25 protein-coding genes are annotated in these 24580 nt (G+C 61.9%); 6 read left to right on the top strand and 19 right to left on the bottom strand.

Annotated elements, in window-relative coordinates:
- Positions 1 to 7: 7 nt before the first annotated feature.
- The 6 genes from ACZ5RT_RS04435 to pyrC form a co-directional block, all read right to left on the bottom strand.
- Positions 8 to 1309: an ABC transporter permease gene (locus ACZ5RT_RS04435; protein WP_464453636.1), complete on the bottom strand. Its 1302-nt coding sequence runs from the start codon at positions 1307 to 1309 to the stop codon at positions 8 to 10.
- Positions 1306 to 1995, bottom strand: coding sequence for an ABC transporter ATP-binding protein (locus ACZ5RT_RS04430; RefSeq protein WP_464453635.1), 690 nt, complete (start codon positions 1993 to 1995; stop codon positions 1306 to 1308). Before ACZ5RT_RS04430 ends, ACZ5RT_RS04435 begins: the two co-directional genes overlap by 4 nt.
- A gap of 36 nt (positions 1996 to 2031) precedes the next feature.
- Entirely contained in the window at positions 2032 to 2982 is a 951-nt protein-coding gene (locus ACZ5RT_RS04425; RefSeq protein ID WP_108428401.1) for a DMT family transporter, read from the bottom strand.
- Positions 2983 to 3204: 222 nt separating this feature from the next.
- Complete coding sequence (htpX, locus tag ACZ5RT_RS04420; RefSeq protein ID WP_108428402.1) at positions 3205 to 4080, bottom strand: protease HtpX; 876 nt, start codon at positions 4078 to 4080, stop codon at positions 3205 to 3207.
- A gap of 68 nt (positions 4081 to 4148) precedes the next feature.
- A complete protein-coding gene (locus tag ACZ5RT_RS04415) occupies positions 4149 to 4994 on the bottom strand; it encodes a DUF3025 domain-containing protein (protein WP_464453634.1) in 846 nt (281 codons plus the stop codon).
- Positions 4973 to 6010, bottom strand: coding sequence for a dihydroorotase (pyrC, locus tag ACZ5RT_RS04410; RefSeq protein WP_422171078.1), 1038 nt, complete (start codon positions 6008 to 6010; stop codon positions 4973 to 4975). The genes ACZ5RT_RS04415 and pyrC overlap by 22 nt, the downstream gene beginning before the upstream one ends.
- Before the next feature lie 131 nt (positions 6011 to 6141).
- Here pyrC and ACZ5RT_RS04405 point away from each other — a divergent pair, with 131 nt between their 5' ends.
- The 5 genes from ACZ5RT_RS04405 to ACZ5RT_RS04385 all read left to right on the top strand — a co-directional run bounded on the left by ACZ5RT_RS04405 (position 6142) and on the right by ACZ5RT_RS04385 (position 10881).
- Positions 6142 to 7185, top strand: coding sequence for an amino acid ABC transporter substrate-binding protein (locus ACZ5RT_RS04405; protein WP_464453633.1), 1044 nt, complete (start codon positions 6142 to 6144; stop codon positions 7183 to 7185).
- 82 nt (positions 7186 to 7267) lie between these two features.
- Entirely contained in the window at positions 7268 to 8464 is a 1197-nt protein-coding gene (locus ACZ5RT_RS04400; protein ID WP_464453632.1) for an amino acid ABC transporter permease, read from the top strand.
- The gene (locus ACZ5RT_RS04395) at positions 8464 to 9570 is read left to right on the top strand and encodes an amino acid ABC transporter permease (protein WP_464453631.1); all 1107 of its coding nucleotides are present in this window, start codon (positions 8464 to 8466) and stop codon (positions 9568 to 9570) included. The genes ACZ5RT_RS04400 and ACZ5RT_RS04395 overlap by 1 nt, the downstream gene beginning before the upstream one ends.
- A 1-nt stretch (position 9571) precedes the next feature.
- Positions 9572 to 10312 (top strand): amino acid ABC transporter ATP-binding protein, encoded by a 741-nt coding sequence (locus ACZ5RT_RS04390; protein ID WP_464453630.1) that lies wholly within the window; start codon positions 9572 to 9574, stop codon positions 10310 to 10312.
- Entirely contained in the window at positions 10309 to 10881 is a 573-nt protein-coding gene (locus ACZ5RT_RS04385; protein WP_464453629.1) for a protein-tyrosine phosphatase family protein, read from the top strand. The genes ACZ5RT_RS04390 and ACZ5RT_RS04385 overlap by 4 nt, the downstream gene beginning before the upstream one ends.
- 561 nt (positions 10882 to 11442) lie before the next feature.
- Here the strand turns inward: ACZ5RT_RS04385 and ACZ5RT_RS04380 are convergent.
- The 6 genes from ACZ5RT_RS04380 to ACZ5RT_RS04355 form a co-directional block, all read right to left on the bottom strand.
- Positions 11443 to 12180 carry an amino acid ABC transporter ATP-binding protein gene (locus tag ACZ5RT_RS04380; RefSeq protein ID WP_291926542.1) on the bottom strand — a complete coding sequence of 246 codons (738 nt, stop codon included), beginning with the start codon at positions 12178 to 12180 and terminating at the stop codon, positions 11443 to 11445.
- Positions 12181 to 12207: 27 nt separating this feature from the next.
- Positions 12208 to 12876 carry an amino acid ABC transporter permease gene (locus tag ACZ5RT_RS04375; RefSeq protein ID WP_108428407.1) on the bottom strand — a complete coding sequence of 223 codons (669 nt, stop codon included), beginning with the start codon at positions 12874 to 12876 and terminating at the stop codon, positions 12208 to 12210.
- 1 nt (position 12877) lies between these two features.
- Positions 12878 to 13597 (bottom strand): amino acid ABC transporter permease, encoded by a 720-nt coding sequence (locus tag ACZ5RT_RS04370; protein WP_422171086.1) that lies wholly within the window; start codon positions 13595 to 13597, stop codon positions 12878 to 12880.
- Positions 13598 to 13690: 93 nt separating this feature from the next.
- Complete coding sequence (locus ACZ5RT_RS04365) at positions 13691 to 14581, bottom strand: amino acid ABC transporter substrate-binding protein (protein WP_291926549.1); 891 nt, start codon at positions 14579 to 14581, stop codon at positions 13691 to 13693.
- Positions 14582 to 14804: 223 nt separating this feature from the next.
- Entirely contained in the window at positions 14805 to 15746 is a 942-nt protein-coding gene (locus ACZ5RT_RS04360; protein WP_464453628.1) for a LysR substrate-binding domain-containing protein, read from the bottom strand.
- 16 nt (positions 15747 to 15762) lie between these two features.
- The gene (locus ACZ5RT_RS04355; protein WP_464453627.1) at positions 15763 to 17607 is read right to left on the bottom strand and encodes an ABCB family ABC transporter ATP-binding protein/permease; all 1845 of its coding nucleotides are present in this window, start codon (positions 17605 to 17607) and stop codon (positions 15763 to 15765) included.
- A 41-nt stretch (positions 17608 to 17648) separates the two neighbouring features.
- On the opposite strand from ACZ5RT_RS04355, the gene ACZ5RT_RS04350 reads away from it, so the two are divergent.
- The gene (locus ACZ5RT_RS04350) at positions 17649 to 18059 is read left to right on the top strand and encodes an acyl-CoA thioesterase (RefSeq protein ID WP_464453626.1); all 411 of its coding nucleotides are present in this window, start codon (positions 17649 to 17651) and stop codon (positions 18057 to 18059) included.
- A gap of 15 nt (positions 18060 to 18074) precedes the next feature.
- Here the strand turns inward: ACZ5RT_RS04350 and ACZ5RT_RS04345 are convergent, their stop codons facing one another.
- From ACZ5RT_RS04345 to ACZ5RT_RS04315, 7 genes are all read right to left on the bottom strand, one after another.
- Positions 18075 to 18557: a thioesterase family protein gene (locus ACZ5RT_RS04345; protein ID WP_291926557.1), complete on the bottom strand. Its 483-nt coding sequence runs from the start codon at positions 18555 to 18557 to the stop codon at positions 18075 to 18077.
- 123 nt (positions 18558 to 18680) lie between these two features.
- Positions 18681 to 19445 (bottom strand): enoyl-CoA hydratase, encoded by a 765-nt coding sequence (locus ACZ5RT_RS04340; protein ID WP_291926560.1) that lies wholly within the window; start codon positions 19443 to 19445, stop codon positions 18681 to 18683.
- 61 nt (positions 19446 to 19506) lie between these two features.
- Complete coding sequence (locus ACZ5RT_RS04335; protein ID WP_464453625.1) at positions 19507 to 19947, bottom strand: DUF2147 domain-containing protein; 441 nt, start codon at positions 19945 to 19947, stop codon at positions 19507 to 19509.
- Between the two features lie 23 nt (positions 19948 to 19970).
- Positions 19971 to 21782, bottom strand: coding sequence for an acyl-CoA dehydrogenase C-terminal domain-containing protein (locus ACZ5RT_RS04330; RefSeq protein WP_464453624.1), 1812 nt, complete (start codon positions 21780 to 21782; stop codon positions 19971 to 19973).
- 46 nt (positions 21783 to 21828) lie between these two features.
- A complete protein-coding gene (locus ACZ5RT_RS04325) occupies positions 21829 to 22575 on the bottom strand; it encodes a TetR/AcrR family transcriptional regulator (RefSeq protein ID WP_291926569.1) in 747 nt (248 codons plus the stop codon).
- A gap of 341 nt (positions 22576 to 22916) precedes the next feature.
- Positions 22917 to 23780: a fumarylacetoacetate hydrolase family protein gene (locus ACZ5RT_RS04320; protein ID WP_108428418.1), complete on the bottom strand. Its 864-nt coding sequence runs from the start codon at positions 23778 to 23780 to the stop codon at positions 22917 to 22919.
- A gap of 25 nt (positions 23781 to 23805) precedes the next feature.
- Positions 23806 to 24564, bottom strand: a complete 759-nt coding sequence (locus ACZ5RT_RS04315; protein ID WP_422171100.1) for an SDR family NAD(P)-dependent oxidoreductase — start codon at positions 24562 to 24564, stop codon at positions 23806 to 23808.
- Between the last annotated feature and the right edge of the window lie 16 nt (positions 24565 to 24580).

The raw sequence follows: 24580 nt of genomic DNA, 5'->3' as shown, positions 1-24580 counted from the left end.
TTTGTGTTCATACGCGCGGCGACAAGCCGTCGGCCAAGGATAAACGGTAAGCCCGCCACGCTGGCCCCAAACTGGCCAGCAAGCCAGCCAGCAACACCGCGCCCGCCAAAGCCAGTTGTGTCGGCAAAGGCGCGGCCGTTTGCAAGCGGATGCCCAGCGACTGCTGCAGCCAAGGCGTGGCCAGCGCCATGCCCGCCTGGGCCAGCAGCACGCCCAACACGACTCCGGCGCAGGTGACCCACACGCCTTCGAGCGTGAGCAGGCCCAGCACATGGCGCGGCCCGGCACCTACAGCCCGCAGCACCGCCAGTTCACGGCGGCGCTCATTCAGACCCGCGAGCACCACCGCCATCAGCGAAACCACGCTCACCAAAGCGACCAGGGCCGAAACGGCCAGCAAAGCGTTTTCGCCCACACCCAACACCGACCACAGCTCACCCAGCGCCACGCCGGGCATCACGCCCATCAAGGCCTCGGCCTCGTACTGGTTGACAAAGCGCTGCACATTGAATACCGCCGCCCGGCTTTTCAGACCCACCAAGGCGGCCGTGACTTCTTCGGGCTCCAGGTTGAATTTGCGTGCCTGGTCGGCCGGGATCTGCCCACCCGGCATGGGGGTACCGGCCACCCAGTCCAGATGCAAGGCTTGCAGGGCCTGCAGGCTCACATGCACTGTGCGGTCGACCGGGGTGCCCGTGGGCACCAAAATGCCAACCACCTTGAAAGGCTTGTCGGCGTGCTCGTCGATGCCTGCCCCCTCGTGGTCATGGCTGTGGCCATGGTCGTGCATCCCATGGCCCAGCGTGATGCGTTGGCCCAGGCCGTAGCCCATTTTGTGCGCCACCTCGGCACCGATCACCGCTTCGTACAAACCATCCAGATTGCCCGCAAACACCGCCCCTTGCTGCAAAGCCAGCGGCTGCTTGTCGCCATAGGCAAAGTGCTGAAAGTAAGCGGGCGTGGTGCCCAGCACCGGAAAACCCCGGTGCGAGTCACCCAGGCTCAAGGGCACGACCCAGGACACCGAACGGTGCTGCGACAGCTGTTGCACGCTGTCCATGGACATGCTTTGCGGCACGCTGCCGATGTGGAACACAGAAAACAGCATCAGCTGCACCGGGCTGCTGCGGGCGCCCACAATCAGGTCAACCCCACTGACCGACTGCGAAAAACTGTGGCGAATGTCGTGGCGCAAACGCTCCAGCGTCCACAGCAAGGCGGTGGCCAGCGCCAGCGACACCACCACCCACGCCAGCGTGCTGCGGCGGTTCCAGGCACTGCGCCGCGCGATGCCCAACAGGCTGTTCATGCGGGTACCTCGGCTTGCTGCAATGCGGGCAAGGACCACTGCACATCAAAGCGCAGCGCCTGCTGCTCGTCATGGCTCACGCAGACCAGGGTGCTGCCCGCGTCGCGTGCGGCCTGGAGCAACAAATCCATGAAGCCTTGGCGCAAGGCCGCATCCAGCGCCGAAGTCGGCTCGTCGGCCAAGATCAATTCGGGTTGCCCGATCAGGGCGCGGGCTGCAGCCACGCGCTGCTGCTGGCCCACCGACAAGGCATCGGCGCGGCGCGTCCACAAGCCTTCGGACAAACCCATGCGCCCAAGCCAGCTTTGGGCCACCGCTTCGGCTCCGCCAGCCGATTGGCAGCGCGAGCGCCGCAGGGGCGAAAAGCGGCAAGGCAAGGTCACATTGTCCAGCACGCTCAAGTAGGGCAGCAGATTGAACTGCTGAAAGATCACGCCCACATGGTCCGCCCGAAAGGCGTCGCGCTGCCCCGGCTTCAAAGCCGCCCAGTCCTGCCCCAGCAGGCGCACACGGCCAGATTGCGGCGACAGCACACCCGCCAACAGGCCCAGCAAGGTGCTTTTGCCGCAGCCGCTGGGGCCATGCAGGAAAACGGTTTGGCCTGTCGGCACATGCAAGTGGCCCAAAGCCAATGTGTCAGCGCCCGCCCGGGTCCAAGCGAAGCGCAAGGGCTCGATGTCGATCACGAAGCTCTCCCTGAGTTGACGCGGCAATATACCCCGTCAATCGGGCACGACCAGTTTTCTCCGTCCTTCTCTGCGGGCAATCCAGACGGTCGCCCACAAAATGACAAACGCACCCAGCCAAGTCGATTGACTGGGCACGTCGCCAAACACCAGCCAGCCCAACAAGGACGCCCAAACCAGGTCCAGAAAGCGCAACGATTGGGTGGCTGAAATGTCGGCCAAGGCAAAGGCCCGCGTCAGGCAATAGTGGGCCAAGGTACCCAGCACACCCGTGGCGGCAAAACCCAGCCACTGCATGGGCGTGGGCATTTGCCAATGCGGCAAAGCCATGGGCAGGCTGAGCACCGACACCGTCAGGGCTTGCCACAGCACAATGACACCGGGTTTTTCGTAACGGGTCAGCGCTTTGGTGATGAGAAAGGACGCCGCGAACACAGGGGACGAAGCCAGCATGACCAGATTGAACCAGCCGCCTTCGCCCGACATTTTGGGCAAGACCACCACCAGAACGCCCGCAAAACCAATGATGGCGGCGATCCAGCGATCTTTGCGCATGGGCTCGCCCAAAAACCAGGCTGCACCGATCATGATGAAAATCGGCCCGGTGAACCCAATGGCGGTCATGTCGGCCAGCGGGATTTTGGGCAAGGCGGTGAACCACAGGATCAGGCCCAGGGTGTGTACCCCACCGCGCCAGAATTGACCCACCATGTTGACCGGCATGTAGGCACGCCAGCCGTCGCGCCAGACCCAGGGCAGGATGAAGATCAAGCCAAAAAGATAGCGCAGGAACTGGGACTGGTAAACGTCCAGATGCAAGGTCAGTTCGCGGGCGATGGTGTTGAGCAAGGAAAACAGCATCCCGCCCACAACCATCCAGACCATGCCCCGCACGGCCACAGGCCAGCCTGCGAACGAGCGCCGACTGCGATGGCGGGCGAGCAACCATTGACGCGGGGGAGAGAAAAAGGTTTTGCGCGGCTTCATGCGCAAACACCCAGGCAAAAATGAATCACCCCATCATCTTAAGGCGATTCCGCGAGAGCTCAGGTCACCTCGGTTACGCCCACATTCGCGAGCAGGGGCTCGCTCCCACAGGGGGCTTGGTTTGCACGGTTTTTGTGGGAGGCCGCCCCTGCGGCCGAATGGCTGATATCGCTCAGCCCACATTCGCGAGCAGGGGCTCGCTCCCACACCAACCAACTGGAATCAGCCCGCGCTGTTTTGCAGCGCAGCGATGCGCTGCTCAATGGGCGGGTGGGTGCTGAACAGCTGGCCGATGCCACCGGCAATGCCCATGGCGGCCATGCTCTTGGGCAACTCGGCCGTGTGCACACCGCCCAGGCGGGCCAGGGCGTTGATCATCGGCTGCTTACGGCCCATCAGCTTGGCTGCACCGGCGTCGGCGCGGAACTCGCGCTGGCGGCTGAACCAGGCCACGATCATGGCGGCGGCAAAGCCCAAGACGATGTCCATCACGATGGTGGTGACGTAGTAACCAATGCCGGGGCCGGAATTCTCGCTGTCGCCCTTGCGCAAGAAACTGTCCACCGCATAACCCACCACGCGGGAGATGAACACCACAAAGGTGTTCATCACGCCCTGGATCAGCGTCATGGTGACCATGTCGCCATTGGCGATGTGTGCCACTTCGTGGCCAATGACGGCCTCGATCTCTTCGTGCGTCATGTTCTGCAGCAAACCGGTGGATACGGCCACCAAGGCCGAGTCGCGGAAAGCACCCGTCGCAAAGGCGTTGGGGTCACCTTCAAAGATGCCCACTTCGGGCATGCCGATGCCGGATTTGTCAGCGAACTTGCGCACGGTGTCCACAATCCAGGCTTCGTCGGCATTGGCCGGTTGGTTGATCACCCTCACGCCCGATGTCCACTTGGCCATGGGCTTGCTAATCAGCAAGGAAATGATGGCACCGCCAAAGCCCATGATCAACGCAAAACCGAGCAAGGCGCCCAGGTTCAGGCCATTGGCTGTGAGGAAGCGGTTGACGCCCAACAAATTGGCGACGATGCCCAGCACGACCACCACGGCCAAGTTGGTCAAGACAAACAAGAAAATACGTTTCATGACAGGTTTCACTTTCACCCGAAGACGCGGGCACGTTGGGTCGAATATTAGGGTGTCAGTCTGCAAAATCAAGCCGGTGGCGTGATTTCCGCATTGGCGTACGGTTTTTCAGCCAAGTGCTGTCGCCTGCGGGGGCGGAACACGCTGGCATCGGCGTAAAAAGCCGGGTCTTCGTTGGCGGGCCACCAGCCCGGCACACCCAGCAGCGGCAAGGGGCTGAAAGGTTTGCGGGCCAGTTTTTCAGGCGTGAGGTCTTGCGCCAGCCAGGCATCAAGGTCGGCCTGCGCCACGCCTGGCGGCACACGCCACAGGTGCACGGTGATCGACTTGTAGGGCTGCACCGCTTTTTCGAGCGCGGCGTGGCCAAAGGTCCAAAGCCGTGTGCGCGCCCACTCGCTGCGCAAAACCAGCAGGGCATCGCGCCAACGGTGCTCGGTCAAGGCGGCCCACAACGCATCGGAAGGCTGGATCAGCAAGGCGTTTTCATCGAACACGGTGGCGGCATCGCGCACCGGGCCGCGCACCTGTCCGACGCCCGCGCGGGCGATTTCCTGGGCTTGCAACTGGTTCAGGCGTTTTTTGGCCAGCGGGAAGTGCATCCAGCACAGGGCGTTGAAGAAATCGTGCAAGCCCTCGCGGGTCGGCACCTGGCCGGTGGCAAAAATGAAATCTTCGTAAGCCTGGCCTTCCGGCAAGTCGGCTTGCGGCACAAAGCGCACCGGGGCAAGGCCCGCCGCGTTCAAGGCCTCGGGCTGGGGCATGCCTGCCGCCACTTGCCGTGCGATCAGCTCACCCACCGCCCGCCAGTCAGCCAGCCAGGGCGCGTCCCAATCGATGTCGGGCACGCTCAGGCTCGATGCGGGTGCGCAGCGGTGCCCGGCCCGGTTGGGGCTCAGCCCGCCACCAGACGCCACGGCAGGCTTTCTCCAGAGCGCAGAGGCTTGAGTTCGGCCTCGCCAAAGGCAAAGCTTTCAGCGGGCGTCCAGCTCTCGCGGCGCAGGGTGATGGTGCCGGTGTTGCGCGGCAGACCGTAAAAATCGGCCCCGAAGAAGCTGGCAAAGCCTTCGAGCTTGTCCAGCGCGCCCGCATGCTCGAAGGCCTCGGCATACATTTCGATGGCGGCGTGCGCGGTGTAGCAACCGGCACAACCCGTGGCGTGCTCTTTGAGGTGCGCTGGGTGCGGGGCACTGTCGGTGCCCAGAAAGAAACGGTTGTTGCCACTGGTGGCCGCCTGCACCAGCGCCACCCGGTGCGTCTCGCGCTTGAGCACAGGCAAGCAGTAATAGTGGGGGCGAATGCCGCCCGTGAAGATGGCGTTGCGGTTGTACAGCAGGTGGTGCGCGGTGATGGTCGCGCCCAGGTTGGCGTCGCCCGCGGCCACGTACTGCGCGGCTTCTTTCGTGGTGATGTGTTCCATCACGATTTTGAGACCCGGGAAGTCACGGCGCAGCGGGATCAGTTGCTGCTCGATGAACACGGCTTCGCGGTCGAACAGGTCGATGTCGGACGAGGTGACCTCGCCGTGCACCAGCAGCAGCACGCCTTCGCGCTGCATGGCTTCGAGCACGGGGTAGATCTTGCGCAGGTCGGTCACACCCGCGTCGCTGTTGGTGGTGGCCCCTGCCGGGTAGAGCTTGCAGGCCACCACGCCTGCGGCCTTGGCGCGGGCAATTTCGGCTGGGGCCAGGTTGTCCGTCAGGTACAGCGTCATGAGCGGCTCAAAGGCCATGCCCGCAGGCACGGCGGCCAGGATGCGCTGCTTGTAGGCCAGCGCCTGCTCGGCCGTGGTCACGGGCGGCTTGAGGTTGGGCATGATGATGGCGCGACCGAATTGGGCGGCGGTGTGCGGCACCACCACGTTCAGGGCGGCACCGTCGCGCACATGCAGGTGCCAGTCGTCGGGGCGGGTGAGGGTGAGTTCTTGTGTCATGCCCGTATTGTCCCAAATCGGCCAAAGCCCCCAAAATCCGCGCCCCGCAGGCTGCCGCTCGGTGATAACCCGGGGTAAATGGGCGTTTTTTTCATGCAAGAATGAATTTTTAAATTCGATGAGGTTGATCCATGAAATTTGTCCAAAACCTGATTCAGCGCCCTTTGCTGGCCGCCTCCATGTTCGCTTTGCTGGGCGCCGTCGCCACACCGGCCATGGCGGGCAAAACCCTGGATGCCATCAGGTCGCGCGGCGCCCTGAACTGCGGCGTGAACCCCAGCCTGCCCGGCTTTGCCGCTGCGGACAGCCAAGGCAACTGGACCGGTCTGGACGTGGACGTGTGCAAGGCCGTGGCCGCCACCGTGCTGGGCGATGCCAGCAAGGTCAAGTGGACTCCCCTGAACGCCACACAGCGTTTTGCCGTGCTGCAAGCCGGTGAAATCGACATCCTGTCGCGCAACACCACCTGGACCCTGAACCGCGACGCCTCGCTGGGCCTGCACTTCACCGGCACCACTTACTACGACGGCCAGGGCTTCATGGTGAACAAGAAATCCAAGATCACCAGCGCCAAGCAGCTCAAGGGCGCTACCGTGTGTGTGCAGTCGGGCACCACCACCGAGAAGAACCTGAACGACTACTCCAAGGTCAACAAGCTCAACATCAAGCCTGTGGTGTTTGACACCCAGGAAGCCACCAACAAGGCCTACTTTGCCGGTCGCTGCCAGGCCTACACCACCGACGCATCGGGCCTGGCCTCGGTGCGCAACAAGGAAGCCACCAACCCCGATGACCACGTCATCCTGCCTGACCTGATCTCCAAAGAACCTCTGGGCCCGAGCGTGCGCCGGGGTGATGACGAATTCTTCGCCATCGTCAAATGGGTGGTCTACGCCCTGATCGAGGCCGAAGAGTACGGCATCACCCAAGCCAACGTCGACCAGATGAAGAGCAGCACCGACCCCGTGGTGCAGCGCATCCTGGGCACCTCGGAAGACACCGGCAAACTGCTGGGTCTGGACAAGGAATGGGCTTACCGCGCCATCAAGGCCGTGGGCAACTACGGCGAAATGTTCGAGCGCAATGTGGGCCCCAAGTCCACCCTCAAACTGCCACGCGGTCTGAACAACCAGTGGAACAAAGGCGGCCTGATGTACGCACCACCCGTGCGCTGATCGACCCCCTGGTGTTTTCTGACCCAGACAAACACTGCCCCCAAGAAAGGACATCGGCCCGCCTCGTGCGGGCCGATGCACGATGATGATCCCACCCGCACCACCCCCTCCTCCCCGCGCCCGCGCCTGGTCCTGGCGCAGCCAGTCCTTTCGCGGCCTGGTCTACCAGATCCTGACCATTTTGCTGCTCGTGCTGGCCGTCAGCTACCTGATGTCCAACACCTTTGCCAACATGCGCACGCGCGGCATCCAGAGCGGCTTCGATTTCTTTTTGCAACCCGCAGGTTTTGCCATTGGCGAGAGCCTGTTCGAGTTCGACTCGGCCCAAGGCTACTGGGTCGCTTACCTGGTGGGTCTGTCCAACACATTGCGCGTGGCGCTGGTGGGCATTGTGCTGGCCACGCTGCTGGGCACGCTGATCGGCATTGGCCGCTTGTCGAACAACCTGCTGGTGCGCGGCCTGTGCGCGGTGCACGTCGAGGTCACGCGCAACGTGCCCTTGCTGCTGCAGCTGTTCATGTGGTACTTCGCCATGACCGAACTGCTACCCACCATCGAAGCGCCGCTCAAACCACTGGCGGGCGTGTTCCTCAGCAAAAACGGTTTGCAATACCCGCTGCCCGAATGGTCGGCGGGCCACTGGGGCACGGTGGTCGGTTTGCTGGCCGGTGTGCTGGCCTGGCGATTCTGGGCACGCCGAGCCCTGCGCCAATTTGAAGCCACCGGGCAATACCACCCGGCCCGCACCCACTTCACGGGTGTGCTGATTTTGCTGGCTGTCACGGCCTTGGGCTGGCTGGCCGGGGGCGCCCCGGGCGAGCTCAGCATTCCTGAAGCCACCGAGATCAACGTGATCGGCGGCGGCTCGGTCACCCCCGAATACCTGACCTTGCTGATCGGCCTGACGGTCTACACCTCGGGCTACATCGCCGAGGTGGTGCGCTCGGGCATCCAGTCGGTCGCCTATGGCCAGCACGAAGCGGCTGTGGCGCTGGGCCTGCCCCGTGCGGCCGAATTGCGCCTGGTGCAATTGCCCCAGGCGCTGCGGGTGATCGTGCCGCCACTCACCAGCCAGTACCTGAACCTGACCAAAAACTCTTCGCTCGCCGTGGCCGTGGGCTACCCCGACCTGGTCTCGATCGGCTCCACCGCACTCAACCAGACGGGCCGCGCCATCGAGTGCATTGCCGTGGTGATGCTGTGCTACCTGAGCCTGAGTTTGCTGACCTCGGCACTCATGAACCTCTACAACCGCCGCGTGCAGATCAAGGACCGCTGATGAACCACGCTGTCTTTACCCCCATTGCGCCACGCCAGCCACCCGCCAACCAGGTGGGCCTGCTGCCCTGGTTGCGCAGCCGTTTCTTTGACGGCTGGGCCAACAGCCTGCTGACCCTGCTGGTGCTGACCCTGCTGGCGTGGGCCTTGCCGCCCCTGCTGAACTGGACCGTGTTCAACGCGGTGGTGCAGCCCGAAAACGCCGCCTGCCGGGCCGCCGAAGGCGTGGGCGCCTGCTGGGGCGTGGTGGCCGAAAAAGGCCGCCTCATCCTGTTTGGCCGCTACCCCTACGACGAGCAATGGCGCCCGCTGATCGCGTCCAGCTTGCTGGTGACGCTGCTGGTGCTCAGCTGCCTGCGCAGCTTCTGGCGTCCGGCCCTGGTGCTGGCCTGGGTGGCTGTGTATGCCGTGTTCTACCTGCTCATGAAGGGCGGCGTGGCCGGCCTCACGCCCGTGGACACCGAGCGCTGGGGCGGCCTGCCCCTGACCTTGCTGCTGTCCAGCGTGAGCCTGGTGGTGGCGTTTCCGCTGGCGATTTTGTTGGCCCTGGGCCGGCAGTCCAAGCTGCCAGCCATCCGCACGCTGTGCGTGATTTTCATCGAGTTCGTGCGCGGCGTGCCGCTGATTTCGGTGCTGTTCATGGCCTCGTTCATCCTGCCGCTGTTCATGCCGCAGGGCACCAAGATCGATGTGCTGGTGCGGGTGCTGATTGGCATGACCTTGTTCACCGCCGCCTATCTGGCCGAGGTGATTCGCGGCGGTCTGCAGGCCGTGCCCAAAGGCCAGATCGAAGCGGCGCACTCGCTGGGTCTGGGCTACTGGCAGATCCAGCGCAAGATCGTTCTGCCCCAAGCGTTGCGCCTGGTGGTGCCGTCCATCGTCAACACCTTCATTGGCGCCTTCAAGGACACCTCGCTGGTGACCATCGTGAGCCTGTACGACCTCACGGGTGCGGTGCAGCTGGCCCTGGGCGATGCCGACTGGCGCAAGTTCTTCATCGAAGGGCAGCTGTTCGTGGCGGCCATTTATTTCATCGCCTGTTTTGCCATGTCGCGCTACAGCCAGTGGCTCGAAGGCCACCTCAACACCGGAACCCGGAGACAGTAACGTGAGCACCCCCGTCATCGAATTTTCCAAAGTCAACAAGTGGTACGGCGACTTCCATGTGCTGCGTGACATCGACCTGTCGGTGGCGCGTGGCGAGCGCATCGTGGTCTGCGGGCCTTCCGGCTCGGGCAAGTCCACCCTGATCCGCTGCATCAACCGCCTCGAAGAACACCAGACCGGCCACCTCACGGTGGACGGTGTCGAGCTGACCGACGACGTGAAGTCCATCGAGTCGGCCCGCCGCCAGGTCGGCATGGTGTTCCAGCAGTTCAACCTGTTCCCGCACCTCACGGTGCTGGAAAACCTGACGCTGGCGCCCATGTGGGTGGGCAAGGTGCCCAAGGCCGAAGCCGAGGAACGCGCCATGCAGCAGCTCAAGCGCGTGCGCATCGCCGAGCAGGCGCAAAAGTACCCGCTGCAGTTGTCCGGCGGCCAGCAGCAACGTGTGGCGATTGCCCGCGCCCTGTGCCTGACGCCCAAGATCATGCTGTTTGACGAGCCCACCTCGGCGCTCGACCCCGAGATGGTGGGCGAAGTGCTCAACGTGATGGTGGAGATGGCCGATCAGGGCATCACCATGATCTGCGTGACGCACGAGATGGGCTTTGCCCGTCAGGTGGCCGACCGCGTGATCTTCATGGACCAGGGCCAGATCGTCGAGCAAAACACGGCCGCTGCGTTCTTTGACAACCCGCAAAACGAACGCACGCAAGACTTCCTGTCCAAGATCCTGGCGCATTGAGCCCGCAAACGCCTGCGCCCGTGTTCGACATCGCCCAAGAAAGCCGTGGCGATGCTGCGGCACGGCCCTTTGGCAACAGCTATTGGCTGTGGACGGGCCGGGTGCTGGCGGGCGAACACCCGGGGCTGGTCGGTGTGAAGGCCCTGCCCGAACGTTTGGCCGCATTGGCCGATATGGGCATCACCCACTTTGTGGACCTGACTTCCACTGACGACCCGGTGCCGGTGTACCAACCCGTTCCCGGTCCGCAAGGTGTTGGCCAACGAATCAACCACCCCATCACCGATTTCGGCGTACCCAGCGAACAAGGCATGCAGGCCATTTTGCGCGACATGCAAGCCGCCTTGGACCAAGGCGGCAAGGTTTACCTGCACTGCCGCGCCGGCATCGGCCGCACCGGCACGGTGGCCGCCACCTGGCTGGTGAGCCAAGGCCTGCCGTCGCAGCAGGCGCTGGACTTGCTGGCCCGTAAATGGCAAGCCGTCGACAAACACGCGCAGGAGCCGCACAGCCCCGAAACCGAAGCACAACGCGAGTTCGTGCGGCGCTGGTCGTCTTTACGCATTTGAAAGTTGGTACTCAGGGTGAAAGGAGCCAGGGCTGGTGATTTGACAGTGAACGTTGAGTTCAGTGGTGGCCAGAGGCGGGGCCACGGGCCGGGGCTCACACTCGCAAGCTCGCCATATCGCCCCAACCCGTGGCCCCGCCTCTGGCGCAAGCGTCTTCGGTGAACTTGCAAGAAGAATGCAAAAAAACCTTTGAGCGCGCCTGAACTCCGGTCCGTTGGAATGCGTGAGGGCGAGCGAAGCAATGCCCCGTAGTGACTTCTCGCCGTTATGAGCCGGCGAGTAGCGCAGGCCTGAACGGATCAGGGGCGACGCGTGTTTGAGCGAAGCGAGTTTGCGGCGCACCGCGTTCAGGCCGAGCAACGCAGCGTGCCTGGAGCGCCAGCGGAGGGACGGCGAATCCGGCTCGCCTTTCTTTGCTTGCTTTCTTTGGCGAAGCAAAGAAAGTGAGTGCGCTGCCGGGCGCAATCCCGGCCAACGCACTCTAAAAAACACCAACCGACACAACTAAATCTTTAGAAATGGACACCCGAACAAGCCGGGTGTGACGAGCGGTTGAGTCTCTCAGTGCTGCAGGATCTTGTTCAAAAAGTCCTTGGTGCGCGGCTGGCGATTCTCGGGGTGGTTGAAGAACTCGTCCTTCGAGCAGTCCTCCAGAATCCGGCCACCCACGTCGATGAAAATCACGCGGTTGGCGACCTTGCGGGCAAAACCCATTTCGTGGGTGACCACCATCATGGTCATGCCCTCGTTGGCCAGCTGCACCATCACGTCCAGCACTTCGCCCACCATCTCGGGGTCGAGCGCCGAAGTCGGCTCGTCAAAGAGCATCACGATCGGGTCCATCGACAAGGCGCGGGCAATCGCCACGCGCTGCTGCTGGCCGCCTGACAACTGCCCAGGGAACTTGTCCTTGTGCGCCAGCAAGCCCACGCGGTCCAGCATCTTCAGGCCTCGCTCCCGGGCTTCCTCCTCGGATCGCCCCAGCACCTTGACCTGGGCAATCGTCAGGTTCTCGGTCACCGACAGGTGCGGAAAGAGTTCAAAACTCTGGAACACCATGCCCACGCGAGAGCGCAGCTTGGGCAGATCGGTGCCCGCGTCCATCAGCGACACGCCATCCACATGGATGCTGCCTTTCTGCACGGGTTCGAGGCCGTTGACGGTTTTGATGAGGGTGGACTTGCCCGAGCCCGAAGGGCCGCAGACCACCACCACATCGCCCTTGTTGATGCTCACCGAGCAGTCGTTGAGCACCTGCACCGGGCCGTACCACTTGGACACATTTTTGATTTCAATCATTTTCATTCCCCAAATTCAGCACGTGCATCAGCGCACGATGGCGATCCTGGCCTGCAGGCGCTTGACGCTCCAGGACAGTGCAAAACAGATCACAAAATAAACGACAGCCGCCAGGATGTAGGCCTCTTCCGAGCGGCCATAAATCTTGCCCGCATTGGTGAAGCCCTTGAGCAAGTCGTAAGCGCCAATCGCATAAACGAGCGAAGTGTCCTGGAACAAGATGATGGTCTGCGTCAGCAGCACCGGCAGCATGTTGCGAAAGGCCTGCGGCAAAATCACCAGACGCATGTTCTGGCCATAGGTCATGCCCAGAGCCTGCCCGGCAAACACCTGACCGCGCGGGATCGACTGGATACCCGCCCGCATGATCTCGCTGAAGTAAGCCGCCTCAAAAGCCACAAAGGTGATGATGGCCGACCACTCGGCCCCAATGGGTCGCCCGATCACAAAGGGCATGAGCAAATAGAACCACAGGATCACCATGACCAGCGGCACCGAGCGCATGCCGTTGACGTAGATGGTGGCAGGCAAGGCCAGAATTTTCGAGCCAGACAAACGCATCAAGGCCAGCAAGGTGCCAAAGATCACGCCGCCAATGGTGGCGGTGATGGTCAGTTGCACGCTAAAAAGCAAGCCGCCCAGCACGAACTTGCGCAGGACTTCCAGATCGAAATAGGAAAAATCGAGTCCCAACATGTCAGTGCCCTCCCGTTCCGGCCGAAACGATGAAGCCTGGCACGCGCATTTTCTTTTCGATGACCGCAAACACGCGGTTCACGGCAAACGCCGACAAGGCGTACAAAGCCGTGACGGCCAAGTACACCTCGATGCCGCGCGAGGTTTCCTCCTGCGCCTGCATCGCAAACATCGTCAGCTCGGCAATCGACACGGCAAAGGCCACAGAGGAGTTTTTCAGCAGGTTCATCGACTCGCTGGTCAGCGGCGGCAAGATGATGCGAAACGCCATGGGCAAAATCACATACCGATAAGACTGCGCGGTGGTGAAACCCATGGCCATGGCCGCATAGCGCTGCCCCTTGGGCAAGGCCTGGATACCCGCACGAAACTGCTCGGCAATCCGTGCCGAGGTAAAAAAGCCCAGGCCAAACACGACCAGCAAAAAGCCAGGCACCTGTTGAAAAGCCGGGAATATTTTAGGCACTACGAAGTACCACAAGAAAATTTGCACCAGCAGCGGAATGTTGCGAAACAGCTCTACCCAGGCGTTAGCCAAGGCCGCGACCACCGGTCGTCCGGGCAGCGTGCGCAAGGTGCCCACCACCGCGCCCACCAGCATCGCCACCACCCACGAACTGGCTGCCACCATCAGCGTCCAGCGCCAAGCTTCCAGCATCCACTCCAGGTAGGTGCGGCCACTGCCGTCATCGCTTAAAAAAACCTGCCAATCCCACGTCATAGTTTCATTCCTGCAAAGAGGGGAATTTCAACACCCCAAAAAAGAAACCCCGCCCAAGTTATCCCCGGCGGGGTTTGCTCAGCGCCTTGAAAATTACTTCTTGGCGTAGTCTTCAGCAGGCTTGTCGTTCAGGTTGGCCCATGCGGCCTTGGTGCTGTCGCTCAAAGCCAGACCAATCTTGACGTTCTTGGGTGGGATGGGTTGCAGGAACCATTTGTCCCACAACTTGTTCATCTCGCCGCTCTTGACCAGATCACGCACGGTGTCGTCGGCCAGTTTCTTGAAGGCGGGGTCGTCCTTGCGGATCATGATGGCGATGGGTTCCACCGACAACACTTCGCCCACGATCTTGAAGTCAGCAGGGTTCTTGGCGTTGGCGATGTTGCCCGCCAGGATCGAGCCATCCATCACGAAGGCATCGGCGCGGCCCGAGTCGAGGAGCAGAAAGCTGTCGGCGTGGTCCTTGCCAAAGATTTCCTTGAAGTCAATGCCGTTGGCACGCTCGTGCTTGCGCAGCAACTGCACAGACGTGGTGCCAGTGGTCGTGGCCACGTTCTTGTCTTTGAGCTGGGCGATCGAGGTGATGCCGGAGTTGGTTTTCACAGCGATACGCACTTCTTCCACATAAGTGGTCACCACAAAGGCCACGTCTTTTTGACGTGCAGCGTTGTTGGTGGTCGAGCCGCACTCGATGTCCACGGTGCCGTTTTGCACCAAAGGAATGCGGTTTTGCGAGGTCACGGACTGGAACTTGACTTCGACTTTCTTGCCGACGGCTTTTTCCAAATTGCCAATGATGCGCTGGCAGATTTCATAGTGGAAGCCGGCGTACTTGCCGTCACCCAAGGTGTAAGACAGTGCGCCTGAGGAATCGCGCACACCCATGGTGATCGTGCCCGAGTTCTTGACTTTGGCGATGGTGTCGGCTTGAGCGGCCACACAGGCCAAAGCAGCGATCGCCGCAGCGAACAATTGTTTTTTCATTCATTTCTCCAAAAAATCGCCAAAAGGGCGAACGTTAAACCGTGCCGAACTTGGGCACAGATGCACCATCATGACACGGCGACAGACCCGGCCATCCAGAGCAGCAGCACAAAACATGCCCGCCGCAGACAAGCCGTCACTATAGTGATCCGGAGTGTATCCAGTCATCAGGGTGTACCCGGAAGATTAATGCAAAAAACGCATAACGGGATGCCAGAAGCCATCAACCCCCTGCCGGCAACTGGTTTTCTTGCGTCAAATGCTGCCAAAGCTCGTGGGCCGGATGCTGGGGACTGGTTTTGGGTCCTGGTTTGGCCCGGTAAGCCCGGACCTCCATGGTCAGGGACAAACTTTGCCCCCCCGGCAAATGGGCCTCCACCAGAGCGCCGTTTTGCACCTCCTTGCGCACGGCACTTTCGGGCAAAAACGCGATGCCATGGCCCTGCAAAGCCATGACTTTCAGGCCTTCTGCCATGTCGGTTTCGTACACCCGGTCCAGGTGAATCGGTGTGCCCGATTGCTTGAGTATCCAATCCGTCACACTGCCCAGATAAGCGCCGGGTGCATACCCCAGATAAGGCAAAGGCCGAGCGGGTGTCCCCGGCAGACTGCCCAGCTGGGCCCCTTCGGTTGGGGCTTTGACATAAGGGGCAATGGACTCGGCACCCAACACCACCATGTCGTAACGCTCGGCATCGAGTTGCAAAGGTTGTGAAGGATGGTGGTACACGATCAGCAAATCGCAACCACCTTCGGCCAAACGCATGGCCGCGTCGTGCACGTTCAAGGCAATCAGACGGCTCTTGATCGGACCAAAGCTCTCGCGCAAACCCGCCACCCAGGACGGGAAAAAAGTGAACGCCAAGGTGTGCGGCACCGCAAACTCGATGAAGTCCTGCCCGGCCGAGTTGTGCCCACGCAGCATGGCCCGGGTGTTTTGCAGGGATTGCAGCAGCTCCAGCGCCTGCGCATAGAGCGTCTCGCCCGCGGGCGTGAGTTTGGTGGGGTAGGAGCTGCGGTCCACCAGATCAGCCCCGGCCCAGGCCTCCAGCGACTGGATGCGCCGCGAAAACGCGGGCTGCGTCACATGGCGCAACTGGGCCGAGCGGCTGAAACTGCGGGTTTCGGCCAAACTCACAAAGTCTTCAAGCCATTTGGTTTCCATCGCTGAAACACCCCCATCAATCTGCCGACTGCTGCAAGGCCCACATGCTGGCGTAGCGACCTTGTTGCGCGAACAACTGGGCATGGTTGCCACGCTCAATGATTTGCCCGGCCTCCATCACCAAAATCTCGTGCGCGTCGACCACCGTCGACAAGCGGTGCGCGATCACCAAGGTGGTTTTGTTTTGCGCCACGCTGGCCAGCTCGGCCTGGATGGCGCGTTCGTTGGCCGAGTCCAGCGCCGACGTGGCTTCGTCAAAAACCAGAATCGGCGGGTTCTTGAGCAAGGTGCGGGCAATCGCCACGCGCTGCTTTTCGCCCCCTGAGAGCTTCAGGCCCCGCTCGCCCACCGAAGTCTGGTAACCCTTGGGCGTGGAAGCAATGAAATCGTGGATGCGGGCCGAACGCGCCGCGCCCTCGATTTCGGCCTGGCTGGCCCCGGGGCGGCCATAGGCGATGTTGTAGGCCACCGTGTCGTTGAACAGCACCGTGTCTTGCGGCACGATGCCCAGCGCCTGGCGCACGCTGGCTTGCGTGACCTGCCGGATGTCCTGCCCTGCAATGCGAATGAAGCCTTGCTGCACGTCGTAAAAGCGGAACATCAAACGCGCCAGCGTGGACTTGCCCGAGCCCGAAGGGCCGACCACAGCGACCGTTTTACCGGCGGGGATCGTGAAGCTGATGTCTTTCAGGATCGGGCGGTCTCTCTCGTAGGCGAACGACACGCGGTCAAACACCACATCGGGCGCACCCTGCAAGGCCAGCGCGGGTGCGCCGGGCGCATCGGCCACCTCGCGCTCGCGGTCCATCAGCACAAACATCTTGTCCAGATCGGTCAGGCTTTGCTTGATCTCGCGGTAAAGCACCCCCAAAAAGTTGAGCGGGATGTAGAGCTGGATCATGAAGGCGTTGATCATGACCAGATCCCCCAAGGTCATGCGTCCGGCCACCACCCCCTCGGTGGCTCGCCAGAGCATGGCCACCAGGGCTGCGGCGATGATGAGCTGCTGCCCGGTGTTGAGCACCGACAAGGTGGTCTGGGCCTTGAGCCGCGCCAGGCGCAGGCGCTCCAGGCTTTCGTCGTACCGACCAGCTTCGAAGCGCTCGTTGCCAAAGTACTTGACGGTCTCGTAATTCAACAACGAATCGATGGCGCGGGTGTGCGCGGCCGAGTCGAACTCGTTGGCCTGCTTGCGAAACTGCGTGCGCCATTCGGTCACACGCACGGTGAAAAAGATGTACAAGGCCAAGGCCAGCAGCGTGATGCCCGCGAACCAGGCGTCAAACTTGACCGCCAGAATCGTCAGCACCAGCCCCACTTCGATCAGCGTGGGGATGATGCTGTAGAGCGAATACGAAATCAGCGACTCGATGCCGCGCACGCCGCGTTCGATGTCACGCGTCATGCCACCGGTTTGCCGTGCCAAATGAAAGCGCAGGCTCAGGGCATGCAGGTGCTCGAAGGTTTGCAAAGCAATGCTGCGTGATGCCCCTTGTGTGGCTTTGGCAAACACCAGCTCGCGCAATTCGGTGAAGGCCGACGTCAGCAAACGCAAAGCACCATAACCCACCAGCAGCGCTACCGGCACCACCAACACCGCTTGCGGGTTGCCGGGCTTGAGGCTCATGGCGTCGACCAGTTCCTTGAGCAGCAAAGGCACGCTCACATTGGCCAACTTGGCCGCCACCATCAAGCCAAGGGCGATGACCACACGCCATTTGTACTGCCACAAATAAGGCAGGAGGCGCGACAGGGTCTTCCAATCGCCACCCGCTGGCGGCTGAGTCGCCTGGCCAGGCTTTGCGGCAGGATTGGGAGAATGAGGAGAAGCAGAGGCGGCAGTTTCGCCGTGGTGGCGCATAAGGGACAATCCGGTTTTGATGTTAACCACCGATTGTGCCCATGTCTGACGTCCCACATACGAACACCGTGGCTTTGCCCACCGACCAGGAGCTGGTGCTCAAGGTCATCCCCATGCCCGCCGACTGCAATGCCAGTGGCGACATCTTCGGCGGCTGGGTCATGGCCCAGGTGGACTTGGCGGGTGCGGTGCTGCCTGCCCGGCGCGTCCGCGGCCGCATGGTGACGGTGGCGGTGAACGAGTTCATCTTCAAGCAGGCCGTCAAGGTGGGCGACATCCTGTCGTTTTTCTCGCGCATCGTGCGTGTGGGCCGCACCTCGGTCACCGTGAAAGTCGAGGTCTTTGCCGAGCGCTTTCAGCTGCAGGGCCAGTACATCAAGGTCACCGAAGCGAACCTGACCTATGTGGCCGTGGACGAGCAGGGCAAGCCCCGGCCCGTGCCGGCCGAGTGAATCGGCTGCTGGCGATCAGGACACGATGTAGGCTGCTGCGCCCGTGGACATCAAGGTGCCATCGGGCCCGCAAAACTCCATGCGGGACGACCCGACCCGCGAGCCCACGCGCAGCGCGTTGGCGGTGATGGTGAAGTGTTCGCCAATGCCGGGACGCAAATAGTCCACCCGCAAATCGATGGTGCCCAGCTTGGCAAAACGCTCCAGGCGCTTGGCGGGCGGCTCGTCCATGTGTTTGGCCGCCAGCGCCGCCATCACGGCTGCGCTGCCGATGGCGTCCAGCACCGCGCTGATGACGCCGCCATGGATGCGGTTATATGCAAAGTGGCCCACCAACTCGGGCCGCATATCGATGCGGGCCTCCACGCCCTCAGGCGTGACCTTGACCAGTTTCAGGCCCAGGGTTTGGTTGAAGACGATTTTTTCTTCGTAGATCTGGCGAAAGCCCTCGATGTATTCGGGTTCCAGAACGACGGGGGCAGATGAACGTTGGGGCATTCAGCGATTCTATTGAAGAAAGGCGCTGCGCTACCCCGTCGGTTCACAGCTTCGAAAAGTCGGGCTTGAGTTTTTAACGAAAACGCCCAAGACCTCTCGGTCTTGCCCTGCGGGGTCCTAACTTCAGACTTTGCTGAAGTCGGGCTTGCGTTTTTCCATGAAGGCACCAAAGGCCTCTTTGGCGGCCGGCTCGCGCAGCATGCGGCCAAAACTTTGACCTTCTTCGTCCATCTTTTGCAGCACTTCCTGCTGGTTGCCGCCCTTCATCAAGCGCTTGGTCTCAATCAGGGATGACAAGGGCTTGGCGGCCAGCTTGCGGGCTTGCGCCTGCGCGTAGCCGTTGACCTCGGTGGGCGGCACGACGCGGTTGACCAAGCCGACCTCTTGCGCCGCTTCGGCAAAAAACGGCTCGCCCATCAACAGGGCTTCGGCGGCGCGGTGGTAGCCGAACATGCGGGGCACCAGCAGGCTGGACGCCGCCTCGGGGCACAGGCCCAGGTTCACGAAAGGCATGGAAAACGCGGCGTTGTCACCCGCATAAACCAGGTCGCAATGGAACAGCATGGTGGTGCCAATGCCCACCGCAGGCCCGGCCACGGCGGCGAGCAGCGGTTTTTCGAAGGTGGCGATGCCGCGCAAAAAACGGAACACGGGCGACTCTTGCGTGGTCGGCGGCTGGTTCAGAAAGTCACCAATGTCGTTGCCCGCGCTGAAGATGCTCTCATGCCCCTGGAACACGACCACCCGCACAGCGGGGTCGGCAGCAGCCTGGGCCACGGCATCGGCCATCGCGGCGTACATGGCTGCGGTGATGGAGTTCTTTTTGTCCAGGCGGTTGAAGGTGATGGTCATCACCCCCGCGTCGGTGTGGGTCAGGATGTCAGACATGGTGCTTGCCTCAAAAATGGAAAGGCCGCCCCATGGGGCGGCAGTTTGGAATGTGAAAGGGTCAGGGGGCCTTGACCCACAACTGGTTGCGCCAGAAGGGGCCCAGAAAACCGCGCACTTGCAGTTTCGCGCCCCCCTCGACCGGCGTCAGTCGCACGCGGTACAGCTTGCCCTCTTCCGGGTCGAGGATCTCACCGCCGTCCCAGTAGTCGTTACCCACAGACTTTTTGACACCTCGGATGATTTCCATACCCAAAATGGTCTGGTCTTTGCGGTCGTCCTTGCACAGGCCGCACTTGGCCGCTGGGTCGGCGTCCTTGCGCAGGATCTGGCTGACCTTGCCGCGCAGCACGCCGCCTGCGTCTTCGATGGTGACCACGCTCTTGGTCTCGCCGGTCTTGTCGTCAATCGTGTGCCAACGGCCCACCGGGCTGTTGGCCTGGGCTGCCACAGCCATGCAGCCCAGGAGGACCAGGGCGCTGGTGCGGAAAATGTTGTTCATGGTTGTGCTCCTGAAGTTTCCGATCATGCCAGCGCAGCGTCGGTGTCCATCAGCACATCGCTGCCCGCACGTATTCGGCGCATCAAGGTGGAGGTTTCGGGCATCAGGCGGGTGAAGTAAAAACGCGCCGTCTGCAGCTTGGCCTGGTAGAACGGGTCGGGGCGCTGCGCTTCTTCCTCGGCCTCGGCCAGCTTGGCCAGGGCGATTTGCGCCGAGCGGGCCCAGAAGTAGCCCAGCACCAGGTGACCCACCACACGCAAATAATCCACCGCCGCAGCACCCACTTCGTCGGCGTTGCTCATGGCTTTCATGCCCACTTCGCCCGTGAGCTGGGTGAGCTTTTGGCCCAAGTCGGCCAACGGTTGGATGAATTCGCCCATGGCTTCGTTGGCCATTTCGGCTTTGACCAATTGCTCGACCAGTTTGCCGAACTTCTTGAGCGTGGCGCCCTGGTTGCCCAGCACTTTGCGGCCCAGCAAATCGAGTGACTGGATGGTGTTGGTGCCTTCGTAAATCATGTTGATGCGGGCATCGCGCACAAACTGCTCCATGCCCCACTCCTTGATGTAGCCGTGGCCGCCGAACACCTGCTGGCAGGCCGATGTGGCTTCCCAAGCGTTGTCGGTGGTGAAGGCCTTGACGATGGGCGTGAGCAAAGCCACGACCTCGGCGGCTTCGGCACGCACGGCTTCGTCGGGGTGGTTGAGCTCTTTGTCGAGCAGCAAGGCGCAGTAGCAGGCCAAGGCACGTCCACCCTCAGCGTAGGCCTTGGCCGTCATGAGCATGCGGCGCACATCGGGGTGCACGATGATCGGATCGGCAGGTTTGCCGGGCGCCTTCACGCCGGTCAGCGAGCGCATTTGCACGCGGTCCTTGGCATAGGCCAAGGCATTTTGGTAGGCCACTTCGGTCAGGCCCAACGACTGGTTGCCCACGCCCAGACGGGCGGCGTTCATCATCACGAACATCGCCGCCAGGCCTTTGTTGGGCTGCCCCACCAGGGTGCCCACGGCCTCGTCCAAAACCATCTGGCACGTGGCGTTGCCGTGGATGCCCATTTTGTGCTCCAGGCCACCGCAGTAAATGCCATTGCGCTCGCCCATGCTGCCGTCGGCAGCCACCTTGAACTTGGGCACGATGAACAGGCTGATGCCTTTGCTGCCGGGGGGCGCATCGGGTAAACGGGCCAGCACCAGGTGCACGATGTTGGGGGCCAGGTCGTGCTCGCCTGCGCTGATGAAAATTTTCTGGCCGCTGAGCTTGTAAGTGCCATCGGCTTGGGGCTCGGCCTTGGTGCGCAGCATGCCCAAGTCAGTGCCGCAATGCGGCTCGGTCAGGCACATGGTGCCGGTCCATTCGCCGCTGGTCAGCTTGGGCAGGTACAGCGCTTTTTGCTCGGGCGTGCCGTGCGCGTGCAGGCACTCGTAAGCGCCGTGGCTCAAGCCCGGGTACATGGTCCAGGCCTGGTTGGCCGAGTTGAGCATTTCGTAAAAGCACTGGTTGACCACAAAGGGCAGACCCTGACCACCGAACTCGGGGTCGCAGCTGAGCGATGGCCAGCCACCGGCCACGTACTGCTCGTAAGCTGCCTTGAACCCATCGGGGGCTTTGACTTCGTGCGTGTCGCGGTTGAGCTGGCAGCCTTGGGTGTCGCCCGAGATGTTCAAAGGAAAGACCACTTCGGCTGCGAACTTGCCGCCTTCTTCGAGCACGGCGTTGATGGTGTCCGCATCGGTGTCGGCATGCTTGGGCAAGGCCTTGAGTTCTGCACTCACGTTGAGCAACTCGTGCAAGACAAACTGCATGTCGCGAAGGGGTGGGTTGTAGACGGGCATGAGGGGACTCCTTGAATCGGTGTGTCAGTGAAGATCTTGGGGGAAATCAATCGTTCGCCGGCTTGCGGCGGGCTTTGGGCACGGCCACCAGCTTGGGCGACTTGGCAGCGCTGGCTGGCGCGGGCTCGGGGGGTGTGCCCGGCCCTGCATAGCGGGCCAGAATGTGCTGAAAGCCTTGGCGGGCGCGGTCGGCAGCGTTCGGGTTGCGCAAAAAGCGGGCCTCGTAATGCAGCGCCAGAATCAGGCCATGGATTTCAAAAGCGATCTGGTGCGCGTCGGACGCACGGCTGAGTTGGCCCTCTTCCTGAGCCAGTTCAACGGCGCGGCGCAAGGCAGTTTGCCAAGTGGCCACCGAAGACGCCAGTGCATCGCGCACGGGACCGGTGCGGTCGTCAAACTCCACAGCACCGCTGATGTAGATGCAACCCGAATCGATCTCGGCCGAGGTCTGCACCATCCAGTTGTCAAACAGCGCCTGCAGACGTGGCACGCCACGGGGTTTTTGCATGGCCGCGTAAAACACCTCGGCCTCAAAACGGTCGTGGTATTCGCGGATGACGGAAATTTGCAGCTCTTCTCGCGAGCCGAAGTGGGCAAACACGCCCGACTTGCTCATGCCCGTGACTTCGGCCACTGCGCCAATCGACAAGCCCTCCAGACCAATCTGCGAGGCCAGGCCCAGGGCGGCGTCGATGATCACGGCCTTGGTTTGCTGGCCTTTGATGAGCACCCGCCGACCGGCTTCTGGCGCGGGCAATCTTTCGACTTTGGAAGGTTTTTTGGATTCGGTCATGGCGCACAAAAAAGAACGATCGTTCTATTTTGCACGAAAATCAACCGAAAACACAAACCACTTCGCCGATCAAGGGTAAATCAGGAGCTGCGGCCCGGTGAAAGCACCGAAGTCCTAGACCCCCGATCAAGTCGGGGGTGACGAGGTTTTTGTCATACCCGGCTTGACCGGGTATCCATCGGCACCGAAGGCATAGACCCCCGATCGGGTCGGGGGTGACGAGGTTTTGTCATACCCGGCTTGAACGGGTATCCATGGTCGACGAAGACATGGACCCCCGATCAAGTCGGGGGTGACGAGTTCATGCGAGTCGCGGGTGACTCACCGCCGTCTCAGAAGCATCAAGCCTTGAAAGCCACGACTTTCTGGGTTTGCTCGCCCAGACCTTCGATGCCCAAATGCATCACGTCGCCGCGCTTCAAGAACACAGGCGCGGGCTTGCCGTCCTTCTTGACGCCCATGCCCACGCCGGGTGGTGTGCCTGTGGTGATGATGTCGCCCGGCTCCAGTGTCATGAACTGGCTCACGTAGCTGACCAACTTGGCCACGCCGAAGATCATGGTCTTGGTGTTGCCGGTCTGGTAACGCACGCCATTGACGTCGAGCCACATGCTCAGCGCTTGGGGGTTGGGCACTTCGTCGCGGGTGACCAACCAGGGGCCCACGGGGCCAAAGGTGTCGCAACCCTTGCCCTTGTCCCAGGTGGCGCCGCGTTCGAGCTGGTATTCACGCTCGCTCACGTCGTTGACCACGCAGTAACCGGCTACATGGTTGAGCGCATCCTTTTGCGACACATAGCGGGCACGGGTGCCGATGACGATGCCCAGTTCAACCTCCCAGTCGGTCTTCTTGGAGCCTTTGGGCAGCATGACATCGTCGTTCGCGCCCTGAATGCAAGAGATGGCCTTGGTGAACACAATGGGTTCAGCCGGGATGGGCATGTTCGACTCGGCAGCGTGGTCGGCGTAGTTCAGGCCAATGGCGATGAACTTGCTGGTGTAGGAGATGGGGGTGCCAAAGCGTTTTTTGCCGCGCACCAAGGGCAGCTTGTCGGTTTTGACCTTGGCCAGTTTGGCCAGGGCCTTGTCATTCAGCACATCGGGCGAGATGTCTTTGACCACGCCGCTGAGGTCGCGCAAGCGGCCTTCGGCGTCGATCAGACCTGGTTTTTCTTTGCCGGGTTGGCCATAGCGAACGAGTTTCATAGTTGCCTTTCAGTTTTCAAAAAAATCAATACGTGGAGCGGCCACCGGACAGGTCAAAGACCGCGCCGGTGGAGAAGGAACAGTCTTCGGTGCTCAGCCAGGTCACCATGGCGGCGACTTCCTCGGGCTCGCCAAAGCGGGCCATCGGAATCTTGGAGAGCATGAACTGGATGTGCTCGGGCGTCATTTGATCAAAGATCGCCGTCTTCACAGCCGCCGGGGTGACACAGTTCACGCGCACGCCCGTGTCGGCCAGTTCCTTGCCCAACGATTTGGTCAGGCCAATGACCGCCGCCTTGCTCGCACTGTAAGCGCTGGCATTGGGGTTGCCGTCCTTGCCCGCCACCGAGGCGATGTTGACGATGCGGCCGTAGTTGCGCGCCTTCATGTGGGCGCTGAGTTCGCGGCAGCAATGGAACAGGCCATGCACGTTCACATCGAACACCTGCTTCCACGCGTCCACCGGGTAGTCCCACACTTTGACATTGGGCCCCGTGATGCCCGCGCTGTTGACCAGCACATCCACACCGGCCAAGGCCGTGGTTTGCGCGGTGGCATTGACCACCGAGGCGTGGTCGGCCACGTCCACCTGCACCGTGTTGACCACGGCACCCAACTGCCCTTGGCGCAGCTGCTCAGCGGCTTTGGCCATACCAGCTGCATCGCGGTCCCAGATGGTGACGCGTGCACCCGAAGCCAGCATGCGCTGCGCGATGGCAAAACCCAAACCGGTAGCGCCACCGGTGATGACCGCGTGGCGGCCTTTCATGTCGAGCAAGTTCATGTGTGTCTTTCTGAAA

It is taken from the genome of Limnohabitans sp. TEGF003, from assembly GCF_055395455.1.
The sequence above is the reverse complement of the archived record's forward strand: the minus strand, read 5'-3'. Positions and strand labels throughout refer to the sequence as shown.